The sequence below is a fragment of the Xanthomonas euvesicatoria genome, from assembly GCF_013112235.1.
Lineage (GTDB): Bacteria > Pseudomonadota > Gammaproteobacteria > Xanthomonadales > Xanthomonadaceae > Xanthomonas > Xanthomonas euvesicatoria.
Genome location: NZ_JABFFS010000001.1, coordinates 3,700,206 through 3,719,263, shown reverse-complemented (window position 1 = coordinate 3,719,263; position 19,058 = coordinate 3,700,206). Strand labels below are relative to the sequence as shown.

Annotated in this window: 18 protein-coding genes; 3 read left to right on the top strand and 15 right to left on the bottom strand. The window is 65.3% G+C overall.

The window, feature by feature from the left end; genetic code table 11:
- Window positions 1-147: 147 nt before the first annotated feature.
- From HLH45_RS16050 to HLH45_RS16035, 4 genes are all read right to left on the bottom strand, one after another.
- Window positions 148-1,119, bottom strand: a complete 972-nt coding sequence (locus tag HLH45_RS16050) for a zinc-binding dehydrogenase (protein ID WP_008572368.1) — start codon at window positions 1,117-1,119, stop codon at window positions 148-150.
- A gap of 150 nt (window positions 1,120-1,269) precedes the next feature.
- Complete coding sequence (locus HLH45_RS16045; protein WP_031422928.1) at window positions 1,270-1,839, bottom strand: DNA-3-methyladenine glycosylase I; 570 nt, start codon at window positions 1,837-1,839, stop codon at window positions 1,270-1,272.
- Between the two features lie 108 nt (window positions 1,840-1,947).
- Window positions 1,948-2,733, bottom strand: coding sequence for an SDR family oxidoreductase (locus HLH45_RS16040; RefSeq protein ID WP_008572364.1), 786 nt, complete (start codon window positions 2,731-2,733; stop codon window positions 1,948-1,950).
- Window positions 2,724-3,059, bottom strand: coding sequence for a nuclear transport factor 2 family protein (locus tag HLH45_RS16035; protein WP_031422926.1), 336 nt, complete (start codon window positions 3,057-3,059; stop codon window positions 2,724-2,726). Before HLH45_RS16035 ends, HLH45_RS16040 begins: the two co-directional genes overlap by 10 nt.
- Window positions 3,060-3,155: 96 nt before the next feature.
- Between HLH45_RS16035 and HLH45_RS16030 the strand changes: the two genes are divergently transcribed.
- Window positions 3,156-4,061, top strand: coding sequence for a LysR family transcriptional regulator (locus tag HLH45_RS16030; RefSeq protein WP_008571367.1), 906 nt, complete (start codon window positions 3,156-3,158; stop codon window positions 4,059-4,061).
- Between the two features lie 162 nt (window positions 4,062-4,223).
- Here the strand turns inward: HLH45_RS16030 and HLH45_RS16025 are convergent, their stop codons facing one another.
- The 4 genes from HLH45_RS16025 to HLH45_RS16015 all read right to left on the bottom strand — a co-directional run bounded on the left by HLH45_RS16025 (window position 4,224) and on the right by HLH45_RS16015 (window position 9,595).
- Window positions 4,224-4,760 (bottom strand): aldo/keto reductase, encoded by a 537-nt coding sequence (locus tag HLH45_RS16025; RefSeq protein ID WP_008571369.1) that lies wholly within the window; start codon window positions 4,758-4,760, stop codon window positions 4,224-4,226.
- Window positions 4,757-4,960 carry an aldo/keto reductase gene (locus tag HLH45_RS21835; protein WP_008571370.1) on the bottom strand — a complete coding sequence of 68 codons (204 nt, stop codon included), beginning with the start codon at window positions 4,958-4,960 and terminating at the stop codon, window positions 4,757-4,759. The genes HLH45_RS16025 and HLH45_RS21835 overlap by 4 nt, the downstream gene beginning before the upstream one ends.
- Window positions 4,961-5,557: 597 nt before the next feature.
- Window positions 5,558-7,996: a YbcC family protein gene (locus tag HLH45_RS16020; protein WP_046933267.1), complete on the bottom strand. Its 2,439-nt coding sequence runs from the start codon at window positions 7,994-7,996 to the stop codon at window positions 5,558-5,560.
- 27 nt (window positions 7,997-8,023) lie between these two features.
- Window positions 8,024-9,595: a proton-conducting transporter transmembrane domain-containing protein gene (locus HLH45_RS16015; RefSeq protein WP_008577913.1), complete on the bottom strand. Its 1,572-nt coding sequence runs from the start codon at window positions 9,593-9,595 to the stop codon at window positions 8,024-8,026.
- Between the two features lie 109 nt (window positions 9,596-9,704).
- On the opposite strand from HLH45_RS16015, the gene HLH45_RS16010 reads away from it, so the two are divergent.
- Entirely contained in the window at window positions 9,705-10,595 is an 891-nt protein-coding gene (locus tag HLH45_RS16010) for a LysR family transcriptional regulator (RefSeq protein WP_008577914.1), read from the top strand.
- Between the two features lie 156 nt (window positions 10,596-10,751).
- Here the strand turns inward: HLH45_RS16010 and HLH45_RS16005 are convergent, their stop codons facing one another.
- The 5 genes from HLH45_RS16005 to HLH45_RS15985 form a co-directional block, all read right to left on the bottom strand.
- A complete protein-coding gene (locus HLH45_RS16005) occupies window positions 10,752-11,972 on the bottom strand; it encodes an NAD(P)/FAD-dependent oxidoreductase (protein WP_008577915.1) in 1,221 nt (406 codons plus the stop codon).
- Window positions 11,973-11,994: 22 nt separating this feature from the next.
- Complete coding sequence (locus HLH45_RS16000) at window positions 11,995-12,303, bottom strand: 2Fe-2S iron-sulfur cluster-binding protein (protein ID WP_008577916.1); 309 nt, start codon at window positions 12,301-12,303, stop codon at window positions 11,995-11,997.
- Between the two features lie 9 nt (window positions 12,304-12,312).
- Window positions 12,313-13,494, bottom strand: a complete 1,182-nt coding sequence (locus HLH45_RS15995; RefSeq protein ID WP_008577917.1) for a cytochrome P450 — start codon at window positions 13,492-13,494, stop codon at window positions 12,313-12,315.
- A gap of 132 nt (window positions 13,495-13,626) precedes the next feature.
- Complete coding sequence (locus tag HLH45_RS15990) at window positions 13,627-14,538, bottom strand: helix-turn-helix domain-containing protein (protein WP_008577918.1); 912 nt, start codon at window positions 14,536-14,538, stop codon at window positions 13,627-13,629.
- 182 nt (window positions 14,539-14,720) lie between these two features.
- Window positions 14,721-15,851 carry a YeiH family protein gene (locus HLH45_RS15985; RefSeq protein WP_033479442.1) on the bottom strand — a complete coding sequence of 377 codons (1,131 nt, stop codon included), beginning with the start codon at window positions 15,849-15,851 and terminating at the stop codon, window positions 14,721-14,723.
- A gap of 115 nt (window positions 15,852-15,966) precedes the next feature.
- Here HLH45_RS15985 and HLH45_RS15980 point away from each other — a divergent pair, with 115 nt between their 5' ends.
- Window positions 15,967-16,890: a LysR family transcriptional regulator gene (locus tag HLH45_RS15980; protein ID WP_008577921.1), complete on the top strand. Its 924-nt coding sequence runs from the start codon at window positions 15,967-15,969 to the stop codon at window positions 16,888-16,890.
- A 209-nt stretch (window positions 16,891-17,099) separates the two neighbouring features.
- On the opposite strand, the gene HLH45_RS15975 is transcribed toward HLH45_RS15980, so the two are convergent.
- Window positions 17,100-17,720, bottom strand: coding sequence for a DUF8082 domain-containing protein (locus HLH45_RS15975; protein ID WP_008577922.1), 621 nt, complete (start codon window positions 17,718-17,720; stop codon window positions 17,100-17,102).
- Window positions 17,721-17,764: 44 nt separating this feature from the next.
- Window positions 17,765-18,892, bottom strand: a complete 1,128-nt coding sequence (locus HLH45_RS15970; protein ID WP_008577923.1) for a Cache 3/Cache 2 fusion domain-containing protein — start codon at window positions 18,890-18,892, stop codon at window positions 17,765-17,767.
- Window positions 18,893-19,058 lie beyond the last annotated feature (166 nt).

Sequence of the window (19,058 nt, the reverse complement as noted above, 5' to 3'; positions counted from 1 at the left end):
CTGCCCGGCACGGTCTAGCAAAATGTCCTGAGACCCGCGTAACTGCGGGCTTTGGGTTTTTGGGTCTGGCAAGTTCGGGTAGTGTTTTAGCCAGCGAAAGCTCCGTTGGGCGGGCTTTTGCTTCTGTGCTTTACGCTGCTCTACCAATTATCTCGTGAACACGGTCTTGCCCTGGGTGCGACCGTCGATCATGTTGCGGATCGCGTCGCGGGCTTCGGTCATCGGCACCACCGCTCCGACTTCGGGGGCGATGTTGTTGCGGATGACGAATTGCATCATGGCCTTCATTTCCTCAAGCGTGCCCATGATGGTGCCGCGGATGTCGATCTGTTCGACGAAGATGCGCAGCACGTCGGTTTCGGCGATGTTCCCGGTGGTGATGCCGTTGATCACCAGGACGCCACCGCGCTTGACCGCTTTCAGGCTATCTGCCCATGTCGCCGCGCCGACGTTGTCGACGACTGCGTCAACGCGGCGTGGCAAGGGCTCGCCATGTCGCAATACCCGGTTGGCGCCAAGGCGTTCGGCAATGGCGGCTCCTTCATCATTGCGGGTGGTGACCCACACTTCGAAGCCGGCAGCACGGCCCATCTGTATGAGCGCCGTCGACATACCGCCCGAAGCGCCCTGTACGAGAAGCGTCTGCCCCGGAATCAACCGTGATTTGGTAAAGAGCGAGCGATAGGCCGTGAGCCACGCGGTGCCGAGCAGCGAGGCGTGAAGCGGTGTCAAACCGTCAGGAATAGGGACCGCGTTGCGTTTCGGGACGGCGACATAATCGGCCATCGTCCCGGGCACGAGTTCGCTGATAACGTGCCAGTGCGGGTCGAGGGTCTCGTCGCCTTTCCAGTCGTCGCTGCCCAGTACCGGATAGAGCACGACGGGCGTGCCGTCTTCGAGCACGCCTGCGGCATCGTTGCCCAGGATCATCGGGAAGGGGATCGGCTGCTCCTGGGAGGTCATGCCGCGCAGGGTGAAAATGTCGTGCCGGTTAAGGCTGGCGTGGGTCACCTTCACGCGTACCCAGCCCTCTTGCACGATAGGCTCGGGGCGCTCTCCGACGACGACGGAGGCAAGCGGGTCGTCGACGTTGGCTTCTTTGGCGTAGACGGCAAACATGGTCGTTCTCCTTCAGTCGGTTGGACGTTTTGTGCGGCGCGCACGTGAAGTCGAAGTGAGCGCTGGCGCACAGGGTTTGCCCTGCGGTACCGCAGTTGAAATCTGGCTTCCATGGGTCCAGCTGATGAGCCCTGCGCCCTAGCGGGTTCCTTAGTGCTCGAGATGGCGTCGGAAGCAGCCAAGCGAATGGTCGTTGACGATGCCGACCGCCTGCATCCAGGCGTGGATGATGGTCGGTCCGACGAACTTGAAGCCGCGTCGCTTCAGTTCCCTGGAGATGTTCTCGGACAGTGGCGTACTGGCCACCAGGCTTACACCGTCACCCAGGATGGGAACGCCAGCCGTGAAGGACCAGCAGAAGGCCGAGAAGTCTTCGCCGCGATCCTGCATGTCGCAGTAGATTCGCGCGCCCTTGATGGTGGCTTCGATCTTGGCCCGCGCACGCACGATGCCGGGGTTCGCCATCAGCCGCTCGATATCCTGCTCGTCGAAAGCGGCGACCTTGACCGGATCGAAACCCGCGAAGGCAGCGCGAAAGGCTTCGCGCTTGCGCAGGATGGTGATCCAGGCCAGACCTGCCTGGAACCCTTCCAGCATGAGCATCTCCCAGAGCATCCTTGGGTCGCGCTGGGGCACGCCCCATTCGGCATCGTGGTAGTCGCGCATCAGCGGGTCGTTCTGGGCCCAGCTGCAGCGTTCGCAAGATGGGTTCTCAGGCATGGTGTTGGCCTCTCTTCAATCAATCCGCGGGCTGGCATTGGGCAACCACTTCATCCACCGGCAAGGGGAGGTGAGCGGCGCGCTTGCGGGAATACCGCAAAGCCATGCCTACACCGTCCTGATCGTGCCGCCATCGATGACGAACTCGGCGCCGTGGATCGCCGCCGCACGATCGGCAGCGAGGTAGGCGATAAGATCGGCCACCTCTTCAGGTTCGGCTGCGCGCCCGATCGGGATACCGCCCAGGGCATCGAGCACAGACTGACGCGCTTGCTCGATCGTGCCGCCAGATTTGCTGAGCGTTTCCAGAAAGTCCTGCGTGGCCTCGGTCATGATCCAGCCCGGTGAGACGGCATTGACCCGCACGCCCTTGGGGCCGAGCTCTTTGGAAATCGACTTGCTGTAGGTCCGCAGCGCGGCCTTGGCGGCGGCATAGCCTGTCGTCGACTCGGGCAACGGCAGAACCGACTGAATCGAGGTGATGTGCACCACAACGCCGCTGCCACGCTCCAGCATCTGCGGAATCAACAGCCGATCGAGTCGCACGGTCGCCAGCAGGTTGAGGTTCAGTTCGGCAAGCCAGTGCTCGTCCGTCAGCGCGGCGAAACCTCCGGCTGGCGAAGAGGAGCCACCGACGACATGGGCCAGGATGTCGACGCCGCCCAGCCGCTCAAGCGCCGCCGTGGCAAACGCCTGGCCGCCTTCCGCGGTCGTCAGGTCGGCCTGCACGTATTCGACGCCTTCGATAGGGGCGTTGATCGTGCGAGCCGCGGTGATGACACGGGCGCCGCCAGCGAGGAAGCGCTCGACCGTGGCACGGCCCAGCCCCTTGGTGCCACCGCTGACGAGCACGCGCTTGCCGGCGAATTCGGTCGGATCTGCCTTCATGCCCATACCCTTGTCTCCAGGGTCTTGATGGCATCGTTGACCATCGTGAAACGATAGGTGAAGCGCAGCGGGCTACCGGGGAAGTCGCCATGGGTGGGGCCTTCGAGGACCACGGCGCCGTCCTCTTCACGCACGGTATCGGGCTCGAAGATCGCCTTCACCGCGATCCCTTCTTCCTCGAGCAGTTGGCGGATTGTGGCCTGCCCCACGTATTGCTTGCCGTTGTCGATGAAAACGGCGTCCTCGTGGAAGTGTTTCATCATGCCGTCGAGATCGAGACGGGTGTTTGCCTCGATGTAGTCGGCGATCGGATTGGGTAGCTTGATTGACATGGTCATCTCCTCGGCGGTGATGGCGTCAATTTAGCGGTGGACTTTTCGCCTGATAAGCCAGATAAAGGCGCATGGAGTATCACGGAAAGCGGGATAATGACGCGTCATTCGCTGATCGAGCTTGAAGCGGTTCTCGCCATCGTGCGCTGCGGCTCGTTTCGTGCGGCGGCACTGGAACTGGACATGTCAACCACGGCTATCAGCAGCGCGGTAGGCAAGCTCGAGCGAGACCTTGGCGTGCGGTTGTTCAACCGCACCACGCGCAGCGTCTCGCTTACCGATGCGGGGCGGATGTTCGTCGACCGCATCAAGCCTGCCTTCGAGGGCATCCAGAATGCGCTGAACGCGGTGCGCTCCCATCAGGAGACGCCATCCGGTACCTTGCGCATCAATGCTTTTGCCACCGCCGCGCGGGAGATCATGGCGCCGCTGGTGTTGAGCTACCTGCAGCGCTATCCGCTGGTGCATGTCGACATCGTCACCGAGGGGCGACTGGTTGACGTGGTGGCGGCGGGCTTCGATCTGGCCGTGCGCAGTGCCGATCTGGTGCCCAGCGACGCGATCGCCATACCGCTGGGGCAGAGGCGGCGCATGGCGGTGGCTGCCTCTCCCGCCTTCTTCGAAAACCGGGCTATCCCGAAAGTGCCGCAGGATCTGCTCGTTTACCCCTGCGTTCGCGGGCGGCTTCCTGATGGCACATTGCTCCGGTGGCGGTTCGAGAAGGGCGGTGAAGAGCTGCAGCTGGAGGTCCAGGGACCGATCACGCTCGACGAGGCATCGCTGGCGCGGATCGCGGTGGCCAATGGGGTGGGGATCGGCTATTTCATGGAGGCCGATATCCGCGAAGACATCGCCGCAGGGCGGCTCGTGCGCATCCTCGAAGACTGGACGCCGCCGCTCGCGCCGCTGTGCCTGTATTACTACAACCGGCGCAATTCTTCTGCGGCCTTCCAGGCCTTCATCGCGCTGGCACGTGACTACACGGCCGGACGGCTTGCGTAGCCCGCTTCGGCATCACGTGCGTCTAGTCCTGGAACTTGTGGATGGTGCGCCGACCTCTCCGTGTTGGAGCTGCATCCCGGACTTGCCATCCTTCTCACTGCTCCGTGGCGTTCTCGCCGTCTAGGCCCGGACCACGTCCGCTCCAGACGCAGGCAGGTCGGGCTAGAGCGGACGCTCGCCAAGGCTCCAACTCGGTCCCTCGAATGCATGACCGGCTGGAACCCGGCTTCTGGCGTTATAGCGTTGGATCCAACCCGGGTATGCGGCAGCGGGTCGGCTGACTTGGTCGAGTTCGGCCAGGTCCTCGCTCGAAAGCGTCAGTTCCAGCGCTCCGAGGTTCTCGGTCAGTTGCTCGGGGCGTTTGAGGCCGACGATGACGCTGGTGACCGCCGGACGAGAGAGCAGCCATGCGAGCGCGATCTGGGCAGCGGTCGCGTCATGCCGCGCGGCCACGGTCTTCAAGGTGTCGATGATGTCGTGCACCCGTGTTTCGTCAACCGGCGGAAAGGCGATCGACGCGCGGCGCGCGGTGTTGTCTGTGTGACCATGGCGATCGAACTTGCCGGAGAGCAGTCCGCCGGCCAGCGGACTCCAACATAGCAGGCCGATCTGTGCATCCATGACCGCAGGCACCAGCTCATGTTCGATGTCCCGCCCCGCGATGGAGTAGTAGGCCTGAAGGGAGGCGCACCGCGTCAATCGCCGCCGCCGTAGACGTCCGCTGTATCGATGAAGTTGATGCCGGCATCGAGGGCCTGGTCGACGATGGCGTTCGTCTCCTGCTGCGACAGGCGCCCAATGGCTGCACCCGCAGGCGTCGTGGCACCACCGAAGGTCATGCCGCCGAGGCAGAACTTCGACACGAAAAGACCGGTGCGACCAAACTGGGCGTAGTGCATGAGAGGTCCTCGCTGCCGTAGGGAAGAGGATCGCAGGACACGGGGAGATCACATTATCGAGCGGCAGCCCTCTCCAATCCATTATCGAAGCGACGCATTTCATCATCCACCGGCCAGGCATGGACCCTGTTCGACGCCTTCTCGCTGCTCCGCTTCGGCAGCCTGCTGACCACGCAGGGATGCGCAGGGGCGCCGGACACGGCGTTCCCATCCTGTCGGTAGACGGAGATGCTGGTGAGTGCACCCGCAACAATCTCACGCGTGCCGTCTGCCAAGCGAATATTGAAAGCTGCCGTGGTACGAGACACTGACGTTAGCCTGTCGCTGCCCGGCCGGCTCGCTGTATCTCCCACGAATGCAAGACCTGTGCTGCTGACGGCAGAGGCCTATGCCCATCACGGCCACTTCTTCAAGGATGTGGATTCGGAGCTCTGCCGAGGATGGGGTTGAACGAACTCAGCTGCTTTCGGCCATTGCCGGCGGACAACCCATCATTCCAAGGTGTTGATCCGATCCGGCGGGGTTTTCGTTGGCTTGGAGAAAATCCACTTCCTGCCCTCCCGCCTCCGGTCCGGTGGCGGGGTAGGCGAGTGTGTGTCATGCAAGCATCGGCACGGAGTGATCGCAGCTGCGTGCGCCGCTGGCGTTCTGCTCCCAACGCAGGTCGCCTGCATAGCGCTGCGCCATGCGGCCTTCGTCGTCCAGCGCGAACAGGTGCAGCCAGCGATTGTCGAACAGGGCGCGGACCTGCGGGTGGCGTTCGAGGATGGTGGCGATCGCTTCGGGCGGTGCTTCGATCAGCACGGAGAGCCGCAGCGGCTCGTGGGTCAGGCGTTGGCCGTCATGCACCGATTGCCACGGCAACCCGGTGCGCAGGATCCCGCCGTTGCCCTCGACCACACCGATGCCGCCGGTGACGTTGTGCAGCAGCTTGTTGCCGGCACCAAGACTCTCGGGCGCGACGGTGGATCCGTAGTACTGCAGGCTGATCCAGCTGGCGACGACGACCGGTGCGGTCAGGATCAACTCCAGCACGCCGAAGCCGTCGTCGTAGCGCCAGTCGTAGTCATGGAGGAAGGCGCGTCCGGCCAGATCGCGCCCGGCAGTGCGCGAGCGCGGTGCGGCGATGAAGGCCTGGCAGCCGGCAAGTGCCCATTCGGGGCGAATCTCGGCCCAGTCGCGGGCGCGATGTGCGATGTCCTGGCTGCGATGCGCGCGGGGCAGGCGCACGGCACGTTCCCCGCGCGCCAGCGCCCCGGCTGCGGCCAGCCACTGCCTCGCTTGGGCGAGATCGTCGGCATGCCCAGGCGAAGGGTGATCGGCGGTGTAGAGGGTGACCGCATCGGTCGTGGTGTCGTGCAGTGCAGCCAGAAATAACGTGTCGGCGGGAATGACGATGCCGCGTGCGGCAAGACCGGCGCGCACCTGGCTGTCGTTGAGCAGCGACGCGAGCAACCGCGCGTTCACTTCGCCCGAATAGCCGCCGCATGCGCCGCAGTGCAGCGCGCTCGCATGAGGGTTGTTGACCACTTTCGCACCATGGCCGGCGAGTACCACCAGCCGGGCGAAGCCGCCGGTGAACGACATCGCCTTGAGGATGCGCGTGGCCATGGTCAGCCGGGTCTCCAGGTCCAGCCCGTCGGCAGGGCGTGGCGCTGGCTCGTCCGGTGCATGCGGGCGGGCCAGCGCCAGCCCGTCGCGCAGCAGCTTGGCAACGTAGATCGGGCCGGTGGCCTCGACGAAGGCGAACGAGGAAATGGCCGCCAGCTTGAAGCGGCCCCAGGCGCGCTTGGCACGTGCCGCGATCCGTGCGCTGAGGTCGGAGGCGGCTGCCGACGACGTTGCATTTCCCGCGCAGGTGGTCACACCTGGCGTGAGCAATACGGGCAGGCGCGCTTCGACCACGTCCGAGGCAAACCGGCGATGCCCGATGCCCAAGCCGAAAAACCCTGCAAACCCGAGGGTCTGGATGCCCGAATCGAGGCTTTCCAGCGCGCGGCGGAAGACTTCCGAGCGCACATCGATGCAGAACGCCATTTGCAGCTTCACACGCCCAGATGCGACCTGGGCCGGCGATGGCGCGGCCAGCACGGCGTTGAGCTTGCGCTGCGCGGCACGTTCGGCCGCTTCCTGCAGGATGCTGTCGATGACATCGTCCGACGTTGCAGCGACCGGCTCGGCGTAGGCGGCAACGGCCCTCTGCCAGCCAGGCACCAGCGTGCAGGCGCCGTTGCCCAGCAGCGCGGCTTCCCAGAGCAGGCGGATGGCGAGCAGATCGGTGACGCATGCATCGGTTGCGCCGCTCAACTCTGCCTGCCAGAGCCGATACCGGGCGAGCTGGCCCCAGCCGCCCAACGTGGTCAGCAAGCGGTGGAAATAACCGTCCAGTGCGTCCTGCGAAAGTCCCAGGCGAGCGACGCAGTCGACGATGGCGTCTTCGGCATTGGCTGGCGCCTCCGCCACATACCGTGCGAAACCTGCCAGGCCGGCGATTTCCGGAGTCAGATCGTGGGTCGCGATGATCCGCCAGGTGCTGTAGGCGCCACCGGACTGGCCGACCGCCCACAGCGCCTGGCCCTGGTCGAAATAGCCGGCTGCCCAGTGACCGATGCGCTCGTTGACGATGCCGGGCCAGTCGACCGCATCCGCGTCGCGGGCCAGCTCGGCGACCGTGGGGAGCGCCTGCGGGGCAGGGCGTGCGGCTTGGATCGCCTGTTTCAGTGCGGGCAAGTTCGGCGGCCGCAGGGCTGCCGGCGCGTTCTGCAAGGCGGCTTGCAGATCCTGCTCGGCGATCTGGCCGGACTGTAGCCGCTCTGCATACCAGGACCGCGGCATGGTGATCGCGATACCGGACGCGCGCCGCAGTCGCGCCCCCGCCATTTCCAACGGCTCGCTGGCCTGGCCGAGGAAGGGGTTGACCGCAACGCTGGAGGCGAGCGGCCACAGCGGCGGGATGGCGCGTGCCGCACGTTGGGCGGCGGCGATGATCACATCGTGGGACAGGGACACAGGCATGGCGGTGGGCGTGGTGGTCATCAGCGTGGGGGCCTGGGGTGAAGGGGTTCAGGAGGTCTTGCGAATGGACCAGCCGCCGAGCAGGCGGTCGATCGTGGCGTTGGCATACAGCCCATTGGAGAGGTGGACGCGGAGCCCGGCGGCAGCGGGGTGCGAGGCCCAGAGCGGGAACAGCGCCTGCGCCACCGCCACCAGCCCGAAGCTCAGTACCGCAAGCGTCATCAGTGTCCACTCCAGCCGCCCCGGTGCGGGCGTGCCCGGCAGCACGCCGGCCGTCAGCCATTCGGCAGCGGTCTGCAGCGCGAAGTAGCCGATCGCTGCGGCACTGGCGTAGATCGCCGTCCTGCGGGTGAGAGGGCGTGGCGCGGCATCGGCAAGGCCCTGGGCCAGCAGGTAGGCGACACCAAAGATCAGGATCGCGCCCAGTGCCAGCGCCTGTGGCGACTTGTGCTCGAAGCCGAAGGTGAACCCGAAGGCAGTGCCGATGCCGATATAGATCGCCAGTGCGATCAAAAATGCGCGGCCGACCGCCGACCCGTTCGGAACGGCGACCGGCCCGGGCCGGCGAATGGCCGCCACTTGCTCGACCGCGCCGCCGGAGGCCAGGAACGCGTGCGCCTTGTAGAGCGAGTGCGCCACGATGTGCAGCAGGGCCAGCGGAAACAGCGCCAGACCGCACTGGAGCATCATGAATCCCATCTGCGCGACCGTGGACCAGGCCAGCGAGGTCTTGACCGCCGGCTGGGTCAGCATCACTAGCGCGCCGAACAAGGCGGTGAACCCGCCCAGCATGGCCAGCACGGCGAGCACGCCGGGGGCGGCGAGCATCAGGTCGGCAAAGCGGATCAGCAGGAAGCCGCCGCCGTTGACCACGCCGGCGTGCAGCAAGGCCGATACCGGCGTGGGCGCTTCCATCATCTCGGTGAGCCAGCCGTGGGTCGGGAACTGCGCCGATTTCAGCACCGCCGCGAGTGCGATCAGGGCGGCCGCCGCGACCAGCGCCCAGGAGTGCTGCCCGCGCGCGGCCAGCGCATTGATCGTGGCGATATCGGTCGTGCCCATGCTTTTCCAGATCAGCACCGCGCCGCAGGTCAGGGCGATACCGCCGGTGGTGGAGAACACGCGCTTCTTGCGTGCGGCGCGCTGCGCCTCGACGCGCTCGGGGTAGAACAGCAGCAGGCGATGCATCGCGATGCTGGTGGCGATCCAGGCGATGACGACCTGGACCAGGTTGCCGGCCTGCACCAGCAGCAGCACCGCTGCCAGCGCCATGCACAGCCACCCGGTGAAATAGCCCTGGCGTGCCTCGCCGTCGAGATAGGTGCGCGCGTACCGCACCACGATCCAGCCAACGAAGGCCACCAGCAGGAGCATCGTCACGCTGACCGCGTCCAGCCGCGCGGACAGGCCGATATCGCCCCATCCGATCAGCGGGCTGGCGCCGGTGCCTCGCAAGAGCACCAGCGCCAGCGATGCGATCGCGATGCAGAGCGCGCCGAGCGCGGCGCCTTCGGCGAGGAGGGGAATCTTCAGTGGAGGCCGACCGCCGCGCCCCAAGGCGACGACAGCGGCGGTCAGCAACAGGAGTGGTGCGAACAGTGGGAGTAGATAGAGCGACAAGGCAATCCCCTAAGAACGAACGTGGTGGCGGGCCGCGCCACGATAGCGATCGGTGGGGTTGAATAAAAATTCATTGTTCTTGCAGATTCGTTCGTTATTATCGAATGATATGGCCGCCTTGAACTACAACCATCTGCGCTACTTCTGGGCGGTCGCGCACGACGGCAACCTCACCCGTACTGCCGAGCGTCTCAACCTCACCCAGTCGGCGCTTTCGGTGCAAATCCGCAAGCTGGAGGAGCGCCTGGGCCATGCGCTGTTCGAACGCCGCGGGCGACAACTGCATCTGACCGAGGCCGGACAGATCGTGCTCGACCATGCCGATGCGATTTTTGCCACCGGCGATGAACTGCTCGGCACGCTGCGGCAGACAGGTGCGGCGCGGCAGGCGCTGCGGGTCGGCTCGCTTGCCACGCTGTCGCGCAACTTCCAGATGGAATTCCTGCGGCCGCTGCTGGGCCGCACCGACATCGACCTCATTTTGCGTTCGGGCAGCGCGGGTGAACTGCTGCGCGCACTGGAGGCGCTCAATCTCGACGTGGTGCTGCTGAATCGGGCACCTGCCGGCGACGCGCTGTCCCCCTTCGTCACTCACCGGCTCGCGGAGTACCCGGTCAGCCTGGTGGGGACGCCGGATCGCCTGGGCCATGCGGCCAGCTTCGCCGACCGCCTTCGCAGCCACCCCATCATCCTGCCGACGGTGGATAGCAGCGTGCGCATCGGCTTCGACGCATTGGCCGACCGGCTGGGCGTGCGGCCGCAGATCGTGGCGGAAGTGGAGGACATGGCGATGATGCGACTGCTTGCCCGCGAGGACATCGGCCTGGCGGTTCTTCCGCCGATCGTGGTCAAGGACGAGATCGCCGCTGGCGCGTTGATGGAAGGCGATCAATTGCCGGACATCGTGGAGACTTTCCATGCGGTGACCATGTCGCGACGTTTCCCGAATCCTCTGCTCCGGCTTCTGCTGCAGCCCTCGACCAGGCCAGACAGCCCGTAATGCCGCTCGGTTGCCATCTGCGGGCAGGCATGCAGACCCATGCATTGACAGGGGGCGCCAAGCCGCTGCAGTGCGGTCTTGAACGCAAGGCGCGCGTGCAGCCGCACCGCCGAAGCGCAGGCGCGCGGGCTCGAGCCGGATCGACCAGCCGCATTGCTAGGCGGGGATGAGGCTGGTCAACGCGAAGTTGGGGTCGGCGGCTTGCTGCGGCGTCGGCGAGCGTCCCAGTTCGAGCAGCTTGCGGGCCGCCAGATGATCCTGTGGCCGATTGATCGAGTCCACGGCGCAGAGTTCGCCATCGACGTAGTAGAAGAGGGAGAACGTGCTGGTCGCCAGGTCGCCGCGCACCACCGCCTGCGTGTGGCCTGCGGCAAAGCCGGCCATTTGCAGCCTGACCTCGTACTGCTCCGACCAGAACCAGGGCAACGCAGGGTAGGGGCGATGCTCGCCCAGCAGTGAGGCGGCAGCGGATTTGGCTTGTTCGATTGCATTCTGGACCGACTCCAGCCGCAGCAAACCGCTGCCTGCACGCTGCCGCACCGTGCAGTCGCCGGCACCGACGATGCCGGGGCTGCTACTGCGTGCGCACGCGTCCACGATCAATGCCCCGCGATCGCAAGCCAATCCGGCCTGCTGGGCCAGTTCGCCGTTGGGGATGACGCCGATCCCGACGACGACCAGGTCTGCCGGGAACACGCGCCCGTCCGCGGTGTGGACGGCAGTCACCACGCCGCGATTGCCGCTCAATGCGCTGACGTTGCTGCCCAGTTCGATGGTCGCGCCGTTGTCTCGATGCAGGCGAAGGAAGAAGTCCGCCAGTTGCGGGCTGACGACGCGCGCCATCAGCCGATCGGCCGCCTCCAGCACAACGACCTGCTTGCCGAGCCGCCTGGCGATGGAGGCGAATTCCAGCCCGATGAAGCCGCCACCGATCACCACCACCCGCGAGGTGTGCGGCAGGATCGCGGCAAGCGCGCGAGTGTCGGCCATGCCGCGCAACATGCAGACATGGTCGAGCCCGGCGCCTGGGACCTCCAGCCGGCGGGCGCGTGCGCCGGTGGCTAGACACAGCCCCGTGTAGCCCAGGGTGCTGCCGTCATCCAGGTGCAGCGTGCGGGTGGCGTGTTCGATGCGCATCACCCGGGCGCTGGCATGCCACTGGATGCCCTTGCGGTTCAAGGCCTCGGGTGCGCGAATGTACAGCTGGGTGTCGCTCACCTCGCCCAGCAGAAACCCCTTGGAGAGCGGTGGACGGTGATAGGGCGCGCAGGGCTCGTCCCCCAATAAGACGATGGAGCCCGTATAGCCGCCGCTGCGCAGGGATTCGGCGGTCTGCAGGCCCGCCTGACCCGCACCGACGATGACCATGCCGCTCATCGCGCACCTGCCGTGCGCAGGCTCATGTCTGCCGATCCGGAAAGCGTACGGTCATGTCCGATGTCGGTACGAGCTGGCACGCCAGGCGGCTGTTGCTGCGCCGTTCGGCCGCCACGCTGTCGAGCATGCCGGCCTCCATGTCCAGCAGTGGCAGGTCCTGGCCGCCGGCCTCCACGTAGCAATGGCAGGTGGCGCACGCACAGGAGCCGCCGCACTGCGCTTCGATGCCATCGATGCCGTGATGCATGGCCCCTTGCATCAGGGTCCATCCCGGCGCGAGGTCGACCGCCACGGTCTCGCCGCTCGGTTCGATATAGGTGATGGTGGGCATGGTCGCTTCCTAGTGCGCGCGCATGGGCAGATGCGACAGCCCACGGGTGATGCTGTTGGGAATGCGTTGCACCGGCCCGGTCAGCGTGAAGTGGTCGATGTAGCGGGCCAACGCTGCGAATGTGGCCATCCCTTCCAGCTTGGCGAGCGCCTGGCCTGCGCAATTGTGCGTCGCCAGCCCAAATCCCAGGTGATCGACGGGATTGCGCTCGATATCGAAGCGGTTCGGTTCCGGATAATGGCGTTCGTCGCGATTGGCCGAGGCATAGCTCACGATCACCCGCGCGCCTGCGGGAAGCACGACACCTTCGCCCAGATCGACCTGGCGGGTGGTCACGCGCGAGAGGTGCTGCAGCGGGCTGTCGATGCGGATGATCTCCTGGAAGGCGGCAGGTGCTTTGCCCGGATCCTGGCGCAACCTTTCCCACTGCTCGGGATGTTGCGCGAACTGCCATAGCCCATTGCTGATGGCATTGATCGTGGTGTCGAAGGCGGCGATGACATAGCCCTCCATCAGGCCGATGGCCGCTTCGCGCGGGATCTCGCCGCGCTTGCCGGCGGCGGCGACCGTGGAACCGAAGCCACCGGGCGTAAGCCGATCGCGGTCGTAGGTGTCGGCGACGAATGCCCGCATCGCTTCAAGGCGCGGCAGGGCCGCGCGCATGCGTAAAGAGTCCGGGCCACAGGCATCGAAGCAGCCGGCGGCCAGCGCCGCCAGTTCGCCGCGCGCTTCTTCCGGCCATCCGATCAGATCGAAAATCACATTGACCGGCAGATCGTGAGCGACGTCGCGTACGCCATCGAACTGCTCGCGCTGCTGCAGGCTTCTTGCCAGTTCGTCGGCGCGTTGATGGATGGTGTCTTGGACGTGCTGCAGATGGCGTGGACCGAGACGTTCGGTGAACAGCTTGCGGGTGCCACCGTGCATGGGCGGATCGACGCAGATCAGCGCGTGTTCCCACTGCTTGTTGATGACCGGATTGAGCCCGGCGCCCTGCGCGGACGAAAACGTCTGCCAATCCATCAGCGCCTTGCGCACCTGCTCGTAGCGGCCCAGGTAGTAGAGGTCATAGGTGCGCAGGTAGGCGGCAGGCCCGAGATTGCGCAGTTCGGCATAGAGCGGGTAGGGGTCGTGCAACGCGTCGTCGGTAAACAGATCGATATCGCTGCTGATGCGACTCAAGGCATTCATGCGGTGCCGCCTCCGGCTGGTGGTTCGTACCCGACATGGGCACGCGCAGCTTAGAGAGCGCGACGGCGGCAGCGCTTGGCGAGCGACGAAGCAAACTTGACCAGGAGCGAAATCGGCATCCAGCGCTGCACGCTAACCGGCGTTTGCGCCGTTGCGGTAGGCACGTGCGCTGCTGCCGAAGCGTTTGCGGAAGCAGCGGCAGAAATGCGAGACGTCGCTGAAGCCTGCCTCCAGCGCGATCTCGCCGATGGGCGCGGCGACCGGATCGCGCAGGCGCTCGGCCACCCACTGCAGGCGCTGTTCGAGCACATAGGCACCGAGGGAGGTGTGCGCGGCAGCGAACAGCAGTTGCACATAGCGGGGCGTGATGCCGAAATGCCGGGCGATGCTCTGCGCACCGAGCCCCGGATCGGCGAGATGCTGATGCACATGCTGGCGCAGGCGCGCCTGCCAGGCGAGCGCGGTGCTCCTTCCCGAATGCGTGCCGGCAGCCGCAGGCCAGGTCAGCGCCAACAGGGCACAGGCGGTGGTCAGCAGCGTCGAGACGTGCTGCCCGGCGCCGAGGTGATCGAGATGCGTGATGAAATTGCCGAGCAACTGGAACTGTTCGCCGCGATAAGCGGTGGCGCTCTGCGCAGCCAACTGATCGGCCAGATCGGTGCCGGGCAGGTAGAGCACGCGTGTGCGGTGATCGCGGCTGCATTCGATGCGATACGGATCGCGCGCGCGCAACACGACCAGTTCGCCGGCTTGCAAACGCGCCTGCCGGCCATGCTGATAGACGTCGCAGCTGCCATGCTCGTTGCGCATCAGGTAGATGCCATCGTATTTGCTGCTGCGCCTGGAATCGATCGCCACGGGAGTCGACTCGACGGTGGTCAGGTGCATCGAACCGAAGCCTCGCCTCTGCATGCGCGCGCAGAAGCGTTGCGATGCCGGCTCGATCTCCATGTTGTCGAAGGCCGTTCTTACCAGGTCTTTCCAATAGCGCAGGCGCGCGCCGGCCTGGATCGCCGTGGTGTCGAACAGCTCGGTGGTTGGCATGGCGACGTCCTCCGGAACGGAAGCAACGGCTGGCTGACCCGGGGCGGGTCGCAAGATGATGCACGCGATTGCGCCCCTGTCGTTTTGCGGCGCATCAATCTGCAGGTTGGCGAGCGGCTGGCTGATTCCGCGGGGGTGAGATCCACATGCCGTGATGGGATGCACCCATCACGAATTCCACGTCAGTGGAACATTGCGGTGATGCCCACATTGAGGGCAAAGCCGCCGCAAACCAGCCATGCAAACAGAATGGCTGCAAGCGCCAGCGGCCTGATGCCGGCCTTGCGGATGGCCGAGACGTGCGTCGTCAATCCCAGGCCGGCCATGGCCATCGCCAGCAGGACGGTATCGATGTCGATCGCCTGGTGCACCAGCGTCGGTGGCAGCAACGCCAGCGAGTTGAGTCCAGCAACCGCGATGAACCCAAGCGCGAACCAGGGCATCACGACGCTGCCGGGCTGCGTGCGCGCGTTCTGGTCGGTACCGCCATCGCACTTTGAGGGATCTGCGTGCTGTCCCCTGGTTCGAGAAAGATAGGCCGACAGGGCGATAAGAAACGGCGCCAGCAGCATCACCCGCACCATCTTGGCGATCACTGCGGTATTTGCGGCCTGCTCGCCAATGGCGCGACCCGCAGCGACCACCTGTGCCACTTCATGGATGGTGGAACCGGCAAAGACGCCGTATGCCGCCGGCGACAGGGCGAACCCGCGGGAGTGCGCGACCAGGTGATACAGCACCGGGTACAGGAACATCGCCAGCGTGCCGAACACCACCACCGTGGCCACCGCGACCATTACCTGATCGGCGCGGCCGCGGACGACGGGTTCGGCGGCCATCACGGCGGCTGCACCGCAGATCGAGCTACCCGCACCGATCAGCATCGCCGTGGTGCGGTCCAGGCCGAACACGCGCGTGCCAACGAAACAGGCGAGGCCGAAGGTACTGCACAGCACCGCCGCGTCGATGGCAACGCCAGTCCAGCCGACGTTGCCGATGTCCTGGAAGGTCAGGCGCAGGCCGTACAGGACGATGCCCAGCCGCAGCAGGGTGGCCTTGGAAAAACGCACGCCCGGGTCGGCGTTCGCAGCCAGGCGCGGATAGAACGTGTTGCCGGCCAGCATGCCGAGCAGGATGGCCAGGGTCAGCGCGCTGACGCCGTTGGCCTGCAGCCCGCCGATCTTGCCCAGCTGCATCGACGCGCCAGCCAGCAGGCCCGTCAATGCAAGACCGGGCACCAAGTGGCGCAGGCGCCGGGTGGCCCCAGCGGCATGGCCTTGCAAAAGGTTGGGTGGGGCAGGAGTGCTGTACATGGTGGTTTCATCGCAACGCGCGGCAGGCAGGAGCGCACTGTGGACTGCCCGGAACTATCCAACAAACGGATAATTTCGTTATAACCTATCGATAAAACAGGTAATCGATAGCCCCATGCGCCTGACCCTGCGGCAACTCCTGATCTTCACGGCCGTGGCCGATACCGGCAGTACTACCGCGGCCGCAGAGCGCGTGGCGCTATCGCAGTCGGCTACCAGCGGTGCGCTCAACGAACTGGAGAGCCTGCTCGGCGCGCAGCTGTTCGACCGCATCGGCAAGCGTTTAATGCTCAACGACAATGGCCGTGCATTGCTGCCGCAGGCCAGGGCGTTGCTCGATGGCATGCAGCAGATCGAAGGCCAGTTCGGCCTTGGGAGTGCCGCTGCCGCGGCTGCGCCGTTGCTCACGCGCCTTCGCGTGGGGGCCAGCACCACCATCGGCAACTATGTGTTGCCGTCGCTGATTGCCAGCTATCGAAGCGCGTGGCCGGGCGCGGCGGTGGACGTGATCATCGGCAACACACGCGAGGTGGCCGCCGCGGTGAGCCGGTTGGAGGTGGATATCGGCTTGATCGAAGGCCCGTGCCATGAGGCAGACCTCCAGGTCGTGCCTTGGCGACAGGACGAGTTGGTGATCGTGGCGGCACCGACGCATGCAGTGGCGCAGGCCGCCATGCAGGCACGGGTTCCGTTGAAGGCCTTGCGACAGGCGCACTGGCTGCTTCGCGAGCCCGGCTCCGGCACGCGCGAGGCGGTAGAACAGGTCTTGCTGCCGCACCTGCATCATCTGCACAGCGATCTGCAGCCGGGCAGCACCGAGGCGATCAAGCAGGCGGCGGCGGAAGGACTGGGGCTGGCCTGCCTATCGCTGTGCGCGGTGCAGGACCTGGTGACGCTGGGCCGGCTGGTGATTCTGCAGACCACCTTGCCGCGGCTGACCCGTCGCTTCTACCGGATCCAGCACCGGCAAAAACGTCTGTCGGGCAATCTGCAGCGCTTCGTGGCGCATTGCGATCTGCATGAGCTGCACGTTTGCTGATAGCCGACAGGCCGAGCCTGGGTCGGATGCCATGATCTATCGTCACGCTGGCCACTGCGCACGCCTCGCAGACCAGCAACGCATAGCCGATGTTCGGCCTTCCTCGACGTGGCTTGATGTTGCAACGCATGGCCGGCGCCCTTGCCGCGCCCACAAAAAAAAGCCGCGCAGTGCGCGGCCTTGATGCAGGAGCCGAACTGAGATGCTCCTCAGCGAACCTTGGCCAATGCCACGCGGGCGTCGGCCATGAACTTCTGTGCTTCCTGGGGTGTCGCCAGGTTGGCGGCGAGCTGGCTGAGCACCTGCTCGATGTCGCTGGAGGCGTCCCAGGCTTCATCGCACAGCATGCCGGCGATCGGGCCGAGGTAGTTCAATGCGACCGATTCCAGTGCACTGCGAACGCGCTCGTCGGGCCCGGCGTTGTCGCCACTGGCGACCGGCGCCGCACTCGCGCTTGCGACAGCTGCGGCAGGAGCCGGTGTCGGGGCAACCGGCGCACGCACCGGCGACGGTGCGCCGCCGAGATCCTGTTCAAAACCGCCCATCAACCACTGCCGCGAGTCGTCGCTCAACAGCGAGGGTTTGCCCAGGCCCGCCCCGGGGTCGGCCTGGAAGCGCGCCTTGGCTGCGTTGACCATGGTGAGGCGTTGCACCGCCTCGTCATTGCGCAGCATGCGGAACACCACTTCTTCGATCTGCCCGCTGTTGATGCGGACGATGCAGGAGTGGTTTTCCTCGGTGACGATGAACAGAAAGCCGGACGCCTTCTTCAATGCCAGCGCTTTGAGCTCGCGCAGGATCTCGATCAGCGGACGGAATTCAGTGGACATGGCGTCTTCCTTGCAGCATCAGGTACGGAATGGGTGACAGCGACTCAGCGTTTGCTGAGGCGCTCCATGGCCAACCGGACGCTGTTGGACAAGCGGGAGATGGCGCGCGCCAGCGTACCGATTTCATCTTTGAGGTTGACCTCTGCGATGGTGTGGTTCCACTTGCCGAGGCTCAATTCTTCGGCCACGGTGGTGAGGTTTTGGATGGGGCGCAACACCCGGCTCCAGATCAGTGCCCACTGCACGCCGACCAGCAGCGCACAGATCAGCAGGCCGATGCCGGCGATCCACAGCGACTGCCGAATGATCACGCCATTGATGTCGCTTTCAGGATAGGCCGACACCAGAGTAAATCCCCAATCGGGTACTTCCTGCTTGGTCACGACCCAATCGTCGGGCATCTCCTTGACGATGCGCTCGATGGTGGCCGCATCGGTGGTCGCGCCTGTGGAAGAGTGGAAGCGCAGCTTGTTCTTGCTGTCGAACACGGCGATGAAGCCAGACTCGAGCACGCGACGGCTGCTGACCACGTTTTCCAATGCCTGCGTATCGGCCTCGTACCCGACGTACCAGGCGCCGATGACCTTGCGATCGTTGCCGCCAAAGATCGGCTCGTAGCCGGTGATATAAGGTGAGCCGAGGATGTCGACCACACCGTAGAAGTTCTCGCCATTGCGAAGTTTGGCGGCCGCCTGGCCGCTTGGGTCGAGCACGGTGCCGATCGCGCGGCTGCCGTCGTTCTTCTTGACGTTGGTGGAAATGCGCACAAAGTCTTCGCCGGTGTGCGAAAACAACGTCGCGGTGCCATCGTGGATTGCCGTCACTTCGTCCAGCAGGGTGAAATTGTTGGCCTGCGGCTTCTGGCCCAGCAGCAGATCGTTGGCACTACGGTCGGCTACGCGAACTTCGCCACCCAGGCTGGGGCTGCCTTGTGTACCGGCTTCCTTGCGCAGCTGGCGCATCGAAGAATTGACGCGATCGAGGATCATCGTGCGCGTGACAGCGAACAACGTTTGTAGCGAAAGCGATTGCCGGCCGATTGCGGCTTCTGCCTCGGATCGGACCCGGTTGGCTTCCGTGATGGACAGGACGACTGTCAGTGCCACCACCACAACCAGCACCAAGGCCAGCACCGGCAACAGCAGGCGCACCCGCAAAGAGTGACGAAGCATCGCAATTCCCCTGAACGCGTTTAAATGAGTGAGTCGAGTGCCGCCGCAGCGCAGTGCAGCGGTTGGACGTAGCCGTTATCGGCTGCCGAACCAGATGCTGAAGCGGCCCCCATGCCGCTTGGCGGTGCATACGATAGCGTAAGCCGATCGGTTTGAGCGTGCGGAG

Bases quoted from the DNA above. Each gene is read 5' to 3' on its own strand.
- HLH45_RS15975 (WP_008577922.1), bottom strand. From the start codon at position 17,720: ATGTCCACTGAATTCCGTCCGCTGATCGAGATCCTGCGCGAGCTCAAA.
- HLH45_RS16040 (WP_008572364.1), bottom strand. From the start codon at position 2,733: ATGGGCATGAAGGCAGATCCGACCGAATTCGCCGGCAAGCGCGTGCTC.
- HLH45_RS21835 (WP_008571370.1), bottom strand. From the start codon at position 4,960: ATGCACTACGCCCAGTTTGGTCGCACCGGTCTTTTCGTGTCGAAGTTC.
- HLH45_RS15980 (WP_008577921.1), top strand. From the start codon at position 15,967: ATGCGCCTGACCCTGCGGCAACTCCTGATCTTCACGGCCGTGGCCGAT.
- HLH45_RS16045 (WP_031422928.1), bottom strand. From the start codon at position 1,839: ATGCCTGAGAACCCATCTTGCGAACGCTGCAGCTGGGCCCAGAACGAC.
- HLH45_RS15990 (WP_008577918.1), bottom strand. From the start codon at position 14,538: ATGCCAACCACCGAGCTGTTCGACACCACGGCGATCCAGGCCGGCGCG.
- HLH45_RS15995 (WP_008577917.1), bottom strand. From the start codon at position 13,494: ATGAATGCCTTGAGTCGCATCAGCAGCGATATCGATCTGTTTACCGAC.
- HLH45_RS16020 (WP_046933267.1), bottom strand. From the start codon at position 7,996: ATGACCACCACGCCCACCGCCATGCCTGTGTCCCTGTCCCACGATGTG.
- HLH45_RS16050 (WP_008572368.1), bottom strand. From the start codon at position 1,119: ATGTTTGCCGTCTACGCCAAAGAAGCCAACGTCGACGACCCGCTTGCC.
- HLH45_RS15970 (WP_008577923.1), bottom strand. From the start codon at position 18,892: ATGCTTCGTCACTCTTTGCGGGTGCGCCTGCTGTTGCCGGTGCTGGCC.
- HLH45_RS16035 (WP_031422926.1), bottom strand. From the start codon at position 3,059: ATGTCAATCAAGCTACCCAATCCGATCGCCGACTACATCGAGGCAAAC.
- HLH45_RS16010 (WP_008577914.1), top strand. From the start codon at position 9,705: ATGGCCGCCTTGAACTACAACCATCTGCGCTACTTCTGGGCGGTCGCG.
- HLH45_RS15985 (WP_033479442.1), bottom strand. From the start codon at position 15,851: ATGTACAGCACTCCTGCCCCACCCAACCTTTTGCAAGGCCATGCCGCT.
- HLH45_RS16030 (WP_008571367.1), top strand. From the start codon at position 3,156: ATGACGCGTCATTCGCTGATCGAGCTTGAAGCGGTTCTCGCCATCGTG.
- HLH45_RS16000 (WP_008577916.1), bottom strand. From the start codon at position 12,303: ATGCCCACCATCACCTATATCGAACCGAGCGGCGAGACCGTGGCGGTC.
- HLH45_RS16005 (WP_008577915.1), bottom strand. From the start codon at position 11,972: ATGAGCGGCATGGTCATCGTCGGTGCGGGTCAGGCGGGCCTGCAGACC.